This window comes from Microcoleus sp. ARI1-B5, from assembly GCF_036705795.1.
Taxonomy (GTDB): domain Bacteria; phylum Cyanobacteriota; class Cyanobacteriia; order Cyanobacteriales; family Microcoleaceae; genus Microcoleus.
In genome coordinates this window covers 1-15,646 of sequence record NZ_JAUBVK010000045.1, presented here as the reverse complement: position 1 = coordinate 15,646, position 15,646 = coordinate 1, and the positions used below count along the sequence as shown (strand labels likewise).

General features: G+C 45.4%; 10 protein-coding genes. 9 read left to right on the top strand and 1 reads right to left on the bottom strand.

What is annotated here, in order from left to right; all coding sequences use genetic code 11:
- Positions 1–71: 71 nt before the first annotated feature.
- From QUB63_RS32685 to QUB63_RS32675, 3 genes are read left to right on the top strand one after another with little or no spacing between them, the layout of a single operon-like run.
- The gene (locus QUB63_RS32685; protein ID WP_332949542.1) at positions 72–2,882 is read left to right on the top strand and encodes a tetratricopeptide repeat protein; all 2,811 of its coding nucleotides are present in this window, start codon (positions 72–74) and stop codon (positions 2,880–2,882) included.
- A gap of 24 nt (positions 2,883–2,906) precedes the next feature.
- Positions 2,907–7,022: a tetratricopeptide repeat protein gene (locus QUB63_RS32680; protein ID WP_332949541.1), complete on the top strand. Its 4,116-nt coding sequence runs from the start codon at positions 2,907–2,909 to the stop codon at positions 7,020–7,022.
- Entirely contained in the window at positions 7,015–8,838 is a 1,824-nt protein-coding gene (locus QUB63_RS32675) for a tetratricopeptide repeat protein (RefSeq protein ID WP_332949540.1), read from the top strand. Before QUB63_RS32680 ends, QUB63_RS32675 begins: the two co-directional genes overlap by 8 nt.
- Positions 8,839–8,889: 51 nt before the next feature.
- On the opposite strand, the gene QUB63_RS32670 is transcribed toward QUB63_RS32675, so the two are convergent.
- Positions 8,890–9,678 carry a calcium-binding protein gene (locus tag QUB63_RS32670; protein WP_332949539.1) on the bottom strand — a complete coding sequence of 263 codons (789 nt, stop codon included), beginning with the start codon at positions 9,676–9,678 and terminating at the stop codon, positions 8,890–8,892.
- 327 nt (positions 9,679–10,005) lie between these two features.
- On the opposite strand from QUB63_RS32670, the gene QUB63_RS32665 reads away from it, so the two are divergent.
- The 6 genes from QUB63_RS32665 to QUB63_RS32640 all read left to right on the top strand — a co-directional run bounded on the left by QUB63_RS32665 (position 10,006) and on the right by QUB63_RS32640 (position 15,572).
- The gene (locus QUB63_RS32665; RefSeq protein WP_332949538.1) at positions 10,006–10,740 is read left to right on the top strand and encodes a glutathione peroxidase; all 735 of its coding nucleotides are present in this window, start codon (positions 10,006–10,008) and stop codon (positions 10,738–10,740) included.
- A gap of 193 nt (positions 10,741–10,933) precedes the next feature.
- Entirely contained in the window at positions 10,934–11,905 is a 972-nt protein-coding gene (locus QUB63_RS32660; RefSeq protein ID WP_332949537.1) for a sodium-dependent bicarbonate transport family permease, read from the top strand.
- Position 11,906: 1 nt separating this feature from the next.
- Complete coding sequence (locus QUB63_RS32655; RefSeq protein ID WP_242728729.1) at positions 11,907–12,218, top strand: P-II family nitrogen regulator; 312 nt, start codon at positions 11,907–11,909, stop codon at positions 12,216–12,218.
- Between the two features lie 414 nt (positions 12,219–12,632).
- Entirely contained in the window at positions 12,633–13,664 is a 1,032-nt protein-coding gene (gap, locus tag QUB63_RS32650; RefSeq protein WP_332949536.1) for a type I glyceraldehyde-3-phosphate dehydrogenase, read from the top strand.
- A gap of 135 nt (positions 13,665–13,799) precedes the next feature.
- Positions 13,800–14,165 carry a DUF1823 family protein gene (locus QUB63_RS32645; RefSeq protein WP_332949535.1) on the top strand — a complete coding sequence of 122 codons (366 nt, stop codon included), beginning with the start codon at positions 13,800–13,802 and terminating at the stop codon, positions 14,163–14,165.
- Between the two features lie 567 nt (positions 14,166–14,732).
- Entirely contained in the window at positions 14,733–15,572 is an 840-nt protein-coding gene (locus tag QUB63_RS32640) for a Tab2/Atab2 family RNA-binding protein (RefSeq protein ID WP_332949534.1), read from the top strand.
- The last annotated feature ends 74 nt before the right edge of the window (positions 15,573–15,646 follow it).

Here is a 15,646-nt window from a genome sequence, read left to right as displayed (position 1 = left end):
TACAAAGTTTTAAAATCAGAATTTATACATTTTCCTGAAGCGGTAAAGCAACCGCAACTGCACCGCAAGCAATGACCACTGAAGAATACATCCGGCAAGCCCAAGTTTATTTGAAGCGGGGGAAGTTAACTGAGGCGATCGATTTTTGCCATCAGGCGATCGAACTACAGCCATTTTCGCCGCTAGCTTACACCACTTTAGGCGAAATCCTCGCTTCGAGCGGCGATCCGACGGCGGCAAGAGATGCTTTTGTGCAAGCTTTGGAGATTTCGCCCAAGTTTGTGCTGGCTCATGCTTATTTGGGTCAACTTTACAGCGAGTATTGCTGGCTGGATGAGGCGGCTTTTCACTACCGGCAAGCTCTGGATTTGAAACCTGATTGGGCGGAAGTTCATTATAACTTGGGAAATGTTTTTCACAACCAGGGAAATTTGTTGGGCGCGATCGACTGTTACCGTCAGGCGATCGCCCAAAAACCCGATTATCTGCTTGCTTTCTACAATCTGGCTGTGGTTTTAGATGAAAATAATCAACTAGAAGCGGCAATTGATACCTACCGTCAGGCGATCGCTCTGGCTCCGGATTATGTGGAAGCTTACAGCAATCTGGGTGTGATTTTGCTGAAGGAAGATCGCCCTGCTGAGGCGATGGAGATTTACCAGCGGGCGATCGAGATTAAGCCGGATTGGGCGACGCTGCACAATAATTTGGGTCAGGTGTTGCTGGACAAAAGTCCCTCCCGGGCGATCGCATCTTACCTCAGGGCGATCGAGTTGGAGCCGGACATGGTTTTGGCTCATTACAATTTGGGCAAAGCTTGGCAATTGCAGGGGGAACATTCGGCGGCGGTTGCTTGTTTCGATCGCGTAATCGAACTGAATCCCCAGCATATTTCGGGCTGTACGGACGCCGGATTTTCTTTGATGGTTTTGGGCAAAATTGCGGAAGCCATGGCTTATTTTGAGCGAGCGATAGCTGTGCGACCCGATTTTGTTGAGGCTTACTGCCGTTTGGGAGAAAGGCGCAGAGTTGCTGCTGTAGAGGATGATGAATTGTCAAGGGCGATCGCTGCGTGCGATCGATTTCTCACAGCATTGATGGGAAGTTCGGCAACGGATTTTGTAGCGGATGTAACGGATGTAACGGATTTAAAAGTCAACGAAGAGGGAAGAGGGAAGAAGGAAGAGGGAAGATTAATTACCGATTCCACATTACCGATTGCTGAAATTTGCGATTATTTAGCAGAAATTTACCTGCATTTGGGGAATGCTTTAACAGAGTACGGCGGATATGAATCTGCGGCTGCTTATTATCAAAAAGCTTTGCAAATTCAGCCGCAAAATCCAGAGCTTTACTGGCGTCTGGGAAATTGCTTGGCGCTGCAGCAGCGCTTGGGTGCGGCAATTGCAGTTTACCGCATGGCTTTGACAATTCAACCTGCTTTACCCCAGGTTTATTTTGAGTTGGCCAAACTGCTGGAAAAACAGGGGCGTTGGGAAAGGGCGATCGAGTATTACCAACAGGTTTTAGAATTGCAATTCCACGGGTATGGAGATCCTAAACTGTGGGAAAAATCTACTTTTAGTTTACCAGATAGCAATTCTCTCAAACCTCCTCGCGGTATTTATTTATCGAGTTGGGATTGGCTGGTGAATGCTAAGTTGGATGCGGGCAATTATGTGGAGATTGTTGGGAAATATGCCGCAGAAGCCTGTGCCGAAAATCTTCAGAATTCTAAATTTTATGTTACTAATTCGCAGTTGGCAAATTCCGAGTGTGCGGGTTTAACTTGCGGGCTGTGTTTGCACCGAATTTCTAAGTGGTTCGATCCGGTGCATTTGGGTTGGGGAGTTTGCCGTTTGTCTAACTCGCAACCGATACCTGTGGATGCGCCAAAAACTTTTGTGGCACAGATTCCCGACGGACGAGTTTGGATTGTGCCGCAGCAAAATTATTGGCTGATTTGCAAGGCGATTGCTGTCATTACTCCTGATAATTATTTGTTGGCTGATGTGTCTAGAGATTATCCGGGTTTGTTGCCGGGATGCGAGAAGCACGATGTGAGAAAACACAGCGTTTTTAACTTAGAATCCTTTCCACCTTTAAAGCAAATTGACGGCAGCGTGGTGGTGCTTTCGGGTTTGTCGGGAAATGTCTATTTTCACTGGATGGTGGATGTTTTGCCGAGAATTGAATTGCTGCGGCAAAGCGGTAGGGATTTGGCCCAGATTGATTGGTTTGTGGTGAACAGTTGTCAGCACGAATTTCAGCGGGAAAGTCTCAGGATTCTGGGCATTCCCGAGGAGAAAGTTCTGGAGAGCGATCGCATTCCTCACCTTCAAGCAACAGAGTTGATTGTACCTTCTTTTGCGGGCTATTTGGGCTGGCCTTCTGGGTGGGCGATCGATTTTTTGAGACGGGAGTTTCTCAAGGGAATTGTGCCTCAAGCTAGTTATCCAAAACGGATTTATATCAGCCGCAGCAAAGCGAGATACCGCCGAGTTTTGAATGAGGAAGATGTGGTTGAGGTTTTGGAACAATCTGGCTTTGTTTCTATTTTGCCTGAATCGATGTCTTTGGCTGAGCAAATTGCTCATTTTGAGCGCGCTGAGGTGATAGTTGCCGCCCACGGCAGCGGGTTGACAAATACAATTTTTTGCAGGCGGGGAACTAAAGTAATTGAGTTGATGTCGCCTCATTATATCAGCCATTATTACTGGGGAATCAGTCAATATTTGCAGTTGGAACATTACTTTTTGGCGGGCGAGGCTTTTGAATGCTATCCTATTAGGCAGTTGATGTATCAGAATTCGCTGACTGAGGATATTTTGGTGAACTTGAGTTCGCTGAAAAGGATGGTTGAAGTGGTGGGTTTGGGTTAGCTAGTGTCTGGAGTAAGTTTAATTATGCCCTCGATTGAGAAGATGGAAAAAGCAGCGGTTGATTTGAGTCGGCAAGCCGAAGTTTATTTAGCCGAGGGGAGGTTGAATGAGGCAGTTGCTGCTTGCGAGTCAGCGCTGAAAATTGAACCGAATTTGGCAGCAGCTTGTCAGACGCTGGGAAAGGTGATGCAGGTTCGAGGTGAAATCGAGCAGGCTAAGCAGTGGTATGAAGCGGCACTGGATCGCAATCCCAATTTGCCGGAAGTTTATGCTAATCTCGGCAGTTTGTATTCTCATGGGAAACAGTGGCAAAAGGCGATCGCAAATTGTGAAAAAGCGATCGCCCTTGCACCGAATTTTGCGGCTGCTTACCGGCAGTTGGCGAGAGTTTGGACGCAGTTGCAGAAGCAAGAAGAGGCTGCTGAGTGTTGGTATCAAGCTTTTAATATCGAACCGAAATGGGCAACTGCTGACGAACACGTCACTCTGGGAAATAGTTTAGTTGAATTGGGAAAGTTTCAGCAAGCAAGCGAGTGTTATTCGGGGGCAATTAAGTTAAACCCGAAGCTGGCAACAGCTTATCACAATTTGGGAGAAATGCTGGTCGCACAGAAACGGTGGGATGAGGCGATCGCCAATTACCGACAAGCCATTGCCATCAATCCAGAGTCTTTTGAATCTTACCACAGTTTGGGTAAAACTTGGGCGGAGCGAGGAGAATGCGATCGGGCGATCGCCTGTTACCGCAAAAGCCTGGATCTCAATCCGAATTACGCCCGCGCTTACCTTGGTTTGGGCAATGTTTTGGTGCAGAAGCGCGACTTTGATGCAGCAATTAAATGTTACCGCCAGACTCTGGCAATTAATGATAATTCCTATTGGGCTCACAATTATTTAGGCGAAGCTTTAGCTCACAAAAAGCTGTGGCAAGAAGCTGTTATTTGCTACCGCAAAGCGATCGAACTAAATTCTGATATTCCTTGGTTTTATTGCAATTTGGGAATGGCCTTAACCTGCGACAAATCCTGGGATGAAGCTGTTGCTGCTTTCCTGCACGCCATTCAACTTGAACCGAGTTTGAGGGGAATTAATCAGAGGTTGGGATATGTTTTGCGCAAGCGCAGCGAATCTGGTTTAGACAGCACGATCGCAACTTATTGTCAAGGGATTGAGCTACTGGCCAGCGGAAAATTTTACCACAAATTGCTGGGAATTGAGTTAGAGGGAACCGAGTTTTTTATAAATCTAGGTAATAGTTTAGCGAAACAGAAGCAGCTCGAAGGTGCGATCGTATTTTATAGCATGGCACTGCAAATTGAACCGAATGCTGCGGAAGTTGTCGCCCAACTCAAGGAAGTTCGCGCGAAACAACAGGAGTTGTACGCACAAATCGCTACTTACCGCCACCAAATTGAAAGAGATCCGAGCAATTCTAAGCCTTACAACGATCTCGGCAATATTTTACCGCAATTAGGAGAATTGGAAGAAGCGATCGTTTGCCACCAAAAAGCGAGCGAATTGAGGGGTTGGCCTGAATGTGCGGCGAAAGATTATCAATTTACCCAAGATTGGTTTACCCACAATATTCCTATTTGGCAACGGCACTTGCAGCAGTTGGCGGGAATTGCGGATTTTCAAGTTGTGGAAATCGGCAGTTTTCAAGGAATGTCGGCTTGCTGGCTGCTGGATAATATTTTAACTCATCCGACGGCAAACATTACTTGCATTGATTTGTATTTCCAAGAAACTTTTAAGGGCAATATTGTTAAAACGGGAGGTGCCGAGAAAGTAATTGAATTGGAAGGTTACTCTCAAGATTTGTTAGTAAACTTGGATTCAGAATTTTACGATATTGCTTACGTTGACGGCTGTCACAAACCTACCAGCGCTCTGCAAGATGCGATTTTATCTTGGAGGTTGGTGAAAGTTGGGGGATTGATGATTTTTGACGATTACGAGTTTACGTTTCCCGACAGCCCGGAGCAAGATACTAAAATCGGGATCGATGTTTTTCTGGAGATGTTTGGAAGTCAGTTAGAAGTAGTTCACAAAGGCTATCAACTGATTGTTAAAAAAACTGATAATAAAAATTTGGGGGAAGAGCAAACTCTGCTGTCTCTAGGTTGGGAAAAGTTGGGCGATGCTGCGGCAAATTCTGGTTATGTGGATGAGGCGATCGCACGCTATCAAACTGCTATTAAAATTAAGTCGGGCAATTACTCTACTTACCACAAGTTGGGTAAAAGTTTGCAGGAGAAAGAACTGTTTGACGACGCTGCGGCGGCTTACCAACGGGCGATCGCACTCAACCCTAATTTTAGCTGGTCTTACCACTTTTTGGGCGAAACTTGGCAGGCGATCGAGGAATACGCCGAAGCCGCTGCTGCTTACCGCAAAGCTGTTGAGTTAAATCCCGATTTTTGTTGGACTTACAATAATTTAGGCGATGTGCTGGTGGAGCTTTCTGAGTGGGAGGAAGCTGCTGTTAGTTACCGCAAGTTAATTGAGTTAAATCCCGATTTTTGTTGGTCTTACGACAGGTTAGGGAAGGCTTTAGTTGCTGTGGAAAACTGGGAGGAAGCGGCGGCGGCTTACCGCAAAGCTATTGAGTTAAATCCCGATGATTGTTGGTTGTACAATAGTTTGGGGGAAGTTCTGGAAAAGCAAGAAAATTGGCCCGAAGCCGCAGTTGCTTTTGGTCGTGCTGTTGATTTGGAACCGGAGCACAGTTGGCTGTACAAAAAGTTGGGTGATGCTTTGCGGAATCAAGGGGAATTGGAAAGGGCGATCCTCTTCGAGGGCTCCGCTAACGCAATTTACGAAAAAGGCATCAATCTCGATCCAAAATCCTGCTGGTGTTACGAAGGATTGGGTTTGAGTTTAATTGCACAACAGCAGTGGGAACCGGCAATCACTAATTTAGTTCAAGCGCTGCAAATTAAACCCGATTTGTTTGAAGCTTACGATAATATAGGGTACGCTCTGGAACAACAAGGAGAAGTCGATGAGAGCGATCGGGCAAAATGCAGTAATCAAATCTTACCCTTAAGTATTCTCAAGAAATACTGTGGGTTTACAGAAGATTTGACCGTTGCACCAGAATCAAATCCTAACCTCACCTGCATTGACATCCATCCTGCGAGTCAAATCAATTTATCTGATTCCAAAACAATCGACAGCAGCCGCAGATTTTGGGAACATCAAAGTCATTCCAGAAAAGCTTTTGTTGCCGTATTGCCAAACGGACGAGCTTGGGCAGATGTTGTGACTACCGCCGTCATTACTTCAGACAATAAACTTGTTCCTGATATTTCAATGGGTTGTGCTGAATTGGTAATCACTTCCGACAAATTGCCTCCCGCTGAACACGTCGATGGAAATGTAGCTTTTTTATCAGCTCGCTGGGGTGGAGCCGCTTATTTTCATTGGATGTTTGATGTGATTACGCGATTTGATCTTTTGCAGCGGAGCGGATTGATAGAAACTATAGATAAGTTTGTTGTCAATGCCAGGGATTCTTCCTATCAAGCAGAAACTTTAGAGACTTTAGGAATTTCTCAATATAAACTTTTAGAAAGTCGCTGCAATTTACACATTACAGCAGATAAATTAATAGTTCCGTCAATATTTTATGACGGGTCGGGAGCAGTTTCTAAATGGAAGTGTGAATATCTAAAACAGACATTTTTAAATGAACAACAGCTACTAAATACAGACTATTCAGAGCGAATTTATATCACCCGCCAACAAGCATCCTATCGGCGCATCGTCAACGATGAAGAGGTAATTAAATACTTAGTAGAAAAATTTGGGTTTCGCAGTGTCAAATTGGAAACGATGTCGGTAGCGGAACAAGCCCGGTGTTTGGCTGCTGCTAAAGTAGTTGTCGCACCCCACGGAGGGGGATTGACTAATCTAGTTTTTTGCAGTCCGGGAACCAAGGTAATTGAAATTTTTTCTCCCCTTTACGTTCCGCATTGTTATTGGATGATTAGCAATTTGTGCGGTTTGGAACATTACTATTTACTTGGCGATTTGGTGGATGACCCAACTCAGAAATATCCGGGACATAAAGATATGCGGGTGGATTTGAACTCGCTGGAGAAGCTAATAAATCTTGCAGGAGTTTTTCATGGATAATGAGTTCCACAATTTGGGGAGTTCGCTGCAAGAAAGCGGTCAGTTTGATGAGGCTGTTGCTGCTTACCGCAAAGCTGTTGAATTAAGGCCGGATTTTTCGTGGTCTTATCACAGTTTGGGCGATGTTTTACTGAAACTTGAAAAATGGGAGGATGCTGTCGCTGCTTACAAAAAAGCTGTTGAGTTAAATCCTGATTTTTCGTGGTCTTTTCACAATTTGGGCGATGCTTTGCTGAAATTGGAACGCTGGAAGGAAGCTGTCGCTGCTTACCGCTGCGAGATTGCGCTCAACTCGGATTTTGCTTGGTCTTTCTGCAATTTAGGCGACGCTTTAACTAAACTAGAATATTGGGATGAAGCTATCGCCGCGTATTTAAAAGCTATTCAAATTGACGGAGATTTGCCGGGAATTTACGATAAGTTGGGATATGCTCTCGGACAAACAGATTCTGATTTAAATTTAGTCTTAAAACAATCTCAATTGCAAGTTACACCGGAAAATCAGAAATTTTATTTGAATTTAGGAAGAAGTTTAGTAAAGTATCGCGGCCCAAAAAGCGCTATTATTTTTTACAAAATCCTCTTGACATTTCTGCCGAATTATGGCGAAGCCTCACCGGAATTAGAGGAGTTGTTGCAGGAGCAAGAAAAGTGCGTAAGCGTTGCCCTCGAAGACGATCGCGCTTTAGCCTCAGCTCGCGCCACAGTCGCCCAAAAACCCGATGATTGCTGGTCTTATTACAATTTAGGTGCTGTTTTGAGCCACCAAAAATATGGGGAGGAAGCAGCGGCGGCTTTTTTGCAAGCAATACAAATAAATCCCGATCTTCCTTGGTGGTTTTATTACAATTTATGGGAAGTTTTGATCGAGCAAAACAAGCTGGATGAAGTTGAGAAGTTGTGCGGCGAAGTTGTTGATGCTAAACCGGAGGCTTTTTGGCCTTATTTGAATTTGGGGGAAGTTTTGACGAGACAAGGAAAAATTGCTGAGGCGATTTGCTGTTATCAAACGGTCAGTTACCAACAAACTTTTGCATCTATTCTTAGCAATAATACAGGCAAGATGCCTGTGCCACAACAAAATACAGTCAAATTTCCTAAGTTTATAATTATTGGTTCTCAGCGGTGCGGCACGACTTCTCTGTACACTTATTTAGCTCAACACCCGCAAATTTTGACTCCGATTAAAAAGGAGATGGATTTTTTCTCGTGGCACTTTGACAGGGGAATTGATTGGTATTTGGCTCATTTTCCGCTAATGCCACAGGGAGAGCAGTTTGTAACGGGTGAGGCAAGTCCGAGCTATTTTGACTTTCGGGAAGCCCCGGAACGTCTCTACAGCGCGTGTCCAGAGGCGAAACTGATTGTGCTTTTGCGAAATCCGGTCGATCGCGCGATTTCTCATTTTTACCGCTTAAAGGGCTTGAATTGGGAAGCGCGATCGCTCGATCGGGCAATTAGCGATGAAGTTGAACGGTTGAATCAAAACCCAGAATACATCATCGGCGAAGAACCGGGGAATTATTTAGCTCGCGGTAGGTATATAGAATTTATTAAAAATTGGCTGGCTTTCTTTCCGCGAGAACAGTTGTTAGTTTTGAAAAGCGAAGATTTGTATGCAGGTGCGGCGGAGATTGTCAAGCAAGTTTTAGCATTTTTAGAGCTGCCGGAATATCAATTGTCTGAATACCAAAATGCTAATCCTGGTTCTTATCAGCGGGTAAATGAGTCAGTTCGCGACTCGTTGAGGGATTATTTTCGACCTTACAATCAGGAATTAGAGGAGTATTTGGGGATAAAATTTGATTGGGAATAAGGTATGTGACAACTCCCGCCCCTAAACTGAGTACCGTCTTGTCGTTTGAGATTAGAATCCTTGAACCGAGATAATACTGCCTTGAATCTGGGCCGGCGTTACATTTGGAACATAGCCTAATATATCGCTGGAATTTTTCACTTTGATGAGAGTTCCTGAACTCACAAGCGGTTTAGGCTCGAATATACCTAGCGTGTCAAGATTTTTCACAGCTTGTGGTGCGTCCAACCCGAATACAACTGTCACATTTGTCAAGTTTTCCAAAACTACATCGCTGGCAGTCAAACCACCTGCTAATCCAATTCTATCAACACCAACTTTGAAAGGTACAATCATATCGGCATTATTGATGTCTGTAACTCCTGGTTCGTCTTGCAGGACGTACAAATTGCTGCCGATGGTTTTAAGGGAAGATAAATTGTCATCCAGGCCAGTTAAAAAATCTCGCCCTAAACCTCCAATTATAGTGTCGTACCCGTTACCGCCGACTAACCAGTCATTGCCTTTACCCCCCAATACAATATCGTTTCCCCCGCCGCCACCAATAATGTCTGTATCTTGCCCTCCGCTGAGATAGTCATTTCCAGCATCTCCAATTAGGTAGTCTTTCCCCCTTCCTCCGAATAAGGAATCGTTACCAAACCCTGCGGAGATAAAATCTTCTCCTTCATTGCCATACACCAAATCGTTAGCTGCTGAGCCGGCGACTGAATCGTCGCCTTCGAGCATCCAGACTCCGAAAGGGAAATTATTTGCATTTGCGATAGACAAAGTAACGCTTTCCGATGTATTGTCGCCAATTAAGCGGCGCGGTTCTGATGGGTCTGTTAGTAAAACCATGATGTATTCCCCGATTAAAAATTGTAATTGACATCATCAAATAAACTTTCGATATCGTCAATTCATAAAAGTCATAAAATTCAGAATATAAATTCATCAAGTCATAAAAGTCATATTTGTAAATATATATTTCGATCGCTCGATCAAAACAGCTTCTTTTGTACTTCACCTACCCAAAAAGTGCTGTATTGCCCAGAAACCAGGTTTCTGACTGCCCCGCGCCCACGTCCCAGGAAAAAACCCGCTGCCCCTTGACAAGTCATACTCGTTATGAGTACGCTAAAGTAAGCAAAGGAATTTAACCCAAGTACCCAAGGATTCAAAATCATGCTGACGAACCAAGAAGGTCAAAGAGTACCCAAAGTCACCTTTCGCACTCGCAAAGACAACGAGTGGGTGGATGTCACCACCGATGATTTGTTTGCAGGCAAAACCGTAGTAGTCTTTTCTCTGCCGGGAGCTTTTACTCCCACTTGTTCGTCAACGCACCTCCCGGGTTACAACGAATTGGCGAAAGTTTTCAAAGAAAATGGCGTAGATGAAATCGTTTGTATTTCCGTCAACGACACTTTTGTGATGAACGAGTGGGCAAAAGACCAAGAATCAGATAATGTGACGTTAATTCCCGACGGTAACGGCGAGTTTACTCAAGGCATGGGAATGCTGGTAGATAAAACAGATTTAGGCTTTGGGAAGCGGTCTTGGCGCTATTCGATGCTGGTCAGAGATGGCTTGGTTGAAAAAATGTTTATTGAGCCGGAGGAACCGGGCGATCCTTTCAAGGTGTCCGATGCCGAGACGATGCTCAACTACATCAACTCCGCAGCAGCTAAGCCGAAGGTAGTTTCGCTGTTTACAAAAATGGGCTGTCCTTTCTGCGCTAAGGCTAAGGTAATGCTGAGTGAAAAGGGCTTGGATTATGAAGAAATCGTCTTGGGCCGGGATGTCACAACCCGATCGCTCCGGGCCGTGACTGGCGCTACCACCGTGCCGCAAGTGTTTATCGACGGCAAGCTGATCGGTGGTTCGGAAGCTCTAGAGTCTTATTTGGCAGTCGCTTAGTTAGGGAAAAATACTTAGGCTGTGGGTGCGCAGCGCACACCTTACTCGTTGTAGGGTTTGCGCTGCGCACCTGCAACCGTCTTTAGGAAGATATATCGCCATTCCCAGAGTTCGATCGGTCGATCGATCCATTCTCGTGCAACAATTACTGGGGAAGTAATATTAAAAACGCAAGAAATGGGAGTGAACGATCGTGGATTTGAGTTTAGTAGCGTCAAATATCTTAAATCCCCCAATATTAGCTTTTTTTATGGGAATGCTGGCAATTTTTCTGAAATCCGACTTGGAAATTCCGGCACCCATCCCCAAGCTGTTTTCGCTGTACCTGCTGTTCGCGATCGGATTTAAAGGCGGCGTCGAACTGTCCAAAAGCGGAATTGACCAGCAAGTTGCCCTGACAATTGTGGCAGCGATGCTGATGTCAATGCTCGTACCCGTTTATACTTTTTTCATATTGAGGATCAAACTCGACTCTTACAATGCCGCAGCGATCGCAGCCACCTACGGTTCCATCAGCGCCGTCACATTTATCACCGCAACCTCCTTCCTCACAGCACAGGGGATAGACTTTGACGGTTACATGGTAGCAGCGCTAGCATTAATGGAATCCCCAGCAATTATAGTCGGTCTAATTCTCGTCAGTGTATTCGGCGGCGAAGAAGGAAAACGCGAAATAGTTTGGCCAGAAGTGCTGCAAGAAGCATTCCTAAACAGTTCAGTTTTTCTGCTCATCGGCAGCCTAATTATGGGCATAATGACAGGAGAACACGGTTGGGAAGTTATGAGTCCGTTTACCCAAGATTTGTTTTACGGCGTTCTGACTTTTTTCTTGCTAGACATGGGGCTGGTTGCGGCCAGCAGAATTAAAGATTTGCAAGAAGCAGGAATTTTTCTGATCGGCTTTGCAATCCTAATTCCCATACTCAACGCAGTAATTGCTTTGCTAATAGCGAAATTAATCGGACTGCCGCAGGGAGACACTTTGCTGTTTGCCGTATTGTGCGCGAGTGCTTCTTATATAGCAGTACCAGCAGCCATGCGCCTAACTGTTCCCGAAGCGAATCCAAGTCTTTACATTTCAACTGCCTTAGCAGTGACATTTCCATTTAATATCATTGTAGGCATTCCCATGTATCTATACGGAATCAATATGTTTTGGAGGTGAGATGATGGAGTCAGTCAAAAGAGTAGAAATCATAGCCCACTCAGTGGAACTCGGCAAGATTTTAGACGGTTTAGACAAAGCGGGGGTACCCGGTTATTCGGTGATTCGTGATGTCGCGGGAAAAAGCACCAGGGATCACGTTTCCCGTGGTTCATCAATGACGGCACTGGATAACATTTATGTGCTTGCTTTTTGTTCACCAGCTCAAGTATCAGCAGTTGCAGAAAACATTAGACCAGTGCTCAATAAATTTGGTGGGTCGTGTTTTATTTCCGATGCGGTGGAATTGCTAATTACTAGGTGCGTCGGGTAGTCATTAGTTATTGGTGATTAGTCATTAGAAACCCGGTTTCTCTCTCGAAACCGGGTTTCTGAATCCCTAGCCTATGGCACATTTAACCCGCTCGAAATCAGCGATTTCTCCCACATAAACGCCGAGCGAGCTTTTGCGTAAGTTTTTTCAGATTACTTTAGCGCGATCTAAAAAAAGCATTGTTGAAAATAATCTGTGTCTATTATAGCAATTTTACAAATTTACAATCATCAGCCATCAGCCATTAGTCAACGGTCATTTCAGGATTAATTGCCCTTCGCCGCGCGGGCAGAATTCAGAATTATTAAGATATAGAAAAGAATAAGTTACAAAAACAGGCGAGCGTGGTAAATTCTAAGCGACAACAGACGATCGCGCGATCGACATAGCGATATTTTCAATAGGAGTTTAAACATGGCTGCATTAAAAGTCGGCATCAACGGATTTGGTCGCATCGGACGGCTAGTCATGCGTGCCGGCATCAAAAACCCCAACATCGAATTTGTCGGCATTAACGACTTAGTTTCGCCAGAAAACCTAGCTTATCTTTTCAAATACGACTCCACCCACGGCATCTACGACGGCGAAGTTGAAGGGAAACCAGACGGGATTGTCGTAGACGGACATTTTATCCCCTGTACTTCGATTAGAAATCCGACAGAATTGCCTTGGGATAAAGTCGGTGCAGATTATGTTGTAGAATCTACCGGATTGTTTACGGATTTTGAAGGCGCATCAAAACACTTGACGGCGGGAGCAAAACGAGTAATACTTTCAGCACCGACAAAAGACCCGGAAAAAGTTCCAACTTTTCTAGTTGGCGTCAACCACCACAAATTTGACTCGGCCAAAGATACAGTTGTTTCTAATGCTAGCTGCACTACGAATTGTTTAGCGCCAATTGCCAAAGTGATCGACGATAACTTTGGTTTGGAAGAAGGTTTAATGACGACAGTTCACGCAATGACAGCTACTCAACCAACTGTAGACGGCCCGAGCCAAAAAGATTGGCGGGGAGGACGCGGCGCGGCTCAAAATATTATTCCTTCTTCGACTGGTGCGGCGAAAGCTGTTAGTTTGGTGTTGCCGGAATTGAAAGGAAAATTGACGGGAATGGCTTTGCGCGTGCCGACTCCGGATGTGTCTGTAGTGGATCTTACTTTCAAAACGGGGAAGGAAACTAGCTACAAAGAAATTTGCGAAGCTATGAAGAAAGCGTCTGAGGGTGAACTAAAAGGTATTCTTGGATATACTGAAGATGCGGTGGTTTCGACGGATTTTCAGGGCGACGCCCGATCGAGCATTTTTGATGCTGGTGCGGGTATTGAACTGAATTCTAAGTTTTTCAAAGTTGTTTCCTGGTATGACAACGAGTGGGGTTATTCTAACCGCGTGATTGATTTGATGCTGTCGATGGCCGAGAAGGACGGACTTTTGGGTAAGTAGTATTGTAGGGTGGTTCGGCGGGGCGATCGAATGCAAGCACCAATAAATCCAGATTTTCCCGCGCCGAACCTACCATCTCGGTAGACCGCCATAGGTTAAATTGTTGTTATTGTCGATCGCACTCCAACTCGAATTATGTCTGAACTGCCACCGCTCAACAACGAAACTATTTGGGCTATCCTCAACGAAGAAATGGACGATGCTGCTGTCAACCGATTAGTTTGGCTGTATCTGGGCTACCGCCCTGATGCGGAGACTGGTAAGTGGAACAGCGCTGATGTTGCTAGCGAGTGGCGCGAAGATTATCCAGAACCCCCGGATTTTATTGATTCTAGGCCTGCGACGGTGAAATTGACGCGATCGACTCCTCCAGAAAACAAGCAGTTGCTGAAGGAAAAATTGGGGTTTAAGGGGTATAAGATTGGGGAATTCGGGCCGAGACAGACTCGCAGGGCGACGATGGCTAATTGGTTGATGGGTTTTATGGATGCTGGGGCGTAGAGGGAACTATATTTTTTCTCTAAAAGTGCGTCTGTTGGTGGGTGTAAAAATTGAGGGCTTGAATTTTTCGGCTGTAATTCAACTACTGTAAGGGTTTGATGCCCCAAGCGGGAACCAAAGCCAGACGCAATTGCTGAAGCCTTTATCTGATAAGAGTTTCAAGGCACAAGTCAAAATTTGGTATTGACAGGTAGAGGCTGAAATGGTATTTTTAATTTGTCTGACGCAAACGAACGTTGAAAACTAAATACCGCAAGGGTTTCAAATGCCAGCGGCCGGAAAACCCATAAATCCCTATCAGGGATTGAAACAACCCAGCAAAACTGGCCGCCATTAAAGAAGTAAACCAGGCCGGAAAACCCATAAATCCCTATCAGGGATTGAAACTACAATTTCCCATAGGGAAGCGACTAGCGGGAAAACCGCGCCGGAAAACCCATATTTCCCGGTCTACGGCTTGAAACAACCGTACAACGTAAGCTTCCGTGAGAAAACCCATAAATCCCGATGGCGAATCGAAACCAGATTAAAATAATCGAGTTACGTTGACATTAACTCTTAATTCCCATGCGTATTTGGCAAGCCGATTTCTACCGCCGCCCTCTCCAAGACGAAACCGGCAAACCATTGTGGGAACTCCTCATCTGCGACTCGGCACAAACTTTTCAATTTAGCGCCGTTTGCCGCCAGTCGGAAGCAAACTCTAATTGGCTCGCCGCCCAGTTCCAGCAGCAAGCTCAAACCCAGAAATTGCCCGACACAATCCAAGTATTTAGACCTCAGTCTCTGGGCTTAATCGAAGCTGCGGGCAAAGTTTTGGGTGTCAAAGTAGAAGCGACTCGGCGCACTGCCGCTCTGAAAGCCCTGCTGCAACAGCGCGCCCAAGAATATTCCAGTCTGCCTAATTATACAGGCGAAGCTTACAGACCGATCGCCCTTGACACACCGCCACCCATCCCCCTACCCGAAAACCTCTGGGGCGATAGCTGGCGTTTTGCTTCCCTACGGGCCGGCGACATCGAAGAAGCTTTCACAGGGCGTCCCCTACCAATATTGGAAATGCCAGAATTGCTGTTACCCCTGAACTTAGGCTTAGCCTCAACAGTTCCAGTGCCCGGAGTTGTCATTGACGGCGGGCGACAGTCAATGCGCTTGGCTAGATGGCTTCAGGAGGCCAAACCTTTCGCATTGAATTATATCGCCGGAGCTCCCGACGGATTGATATTGGAAGCTGGATTAGCAGATAGGTGGGTTGTGGCTACTTTTGAAGATAGCGAGGTGAAGGCGGCGGCTGAAATTTACCAACAGCGCCAGCAATCGAGTAAAGGATTGCATTTTTTGTTAGTGCAGCCCGATGATAGCGGCATGACTTATACAGGCTTTTGGCTGCTGAATTTTAATTCATAATAGCTGGTAAAAGTATAGTCATTTATGACATGACATGGGAGGCATCAAGTCCCTCCCCTTTCACTTTTACTTTG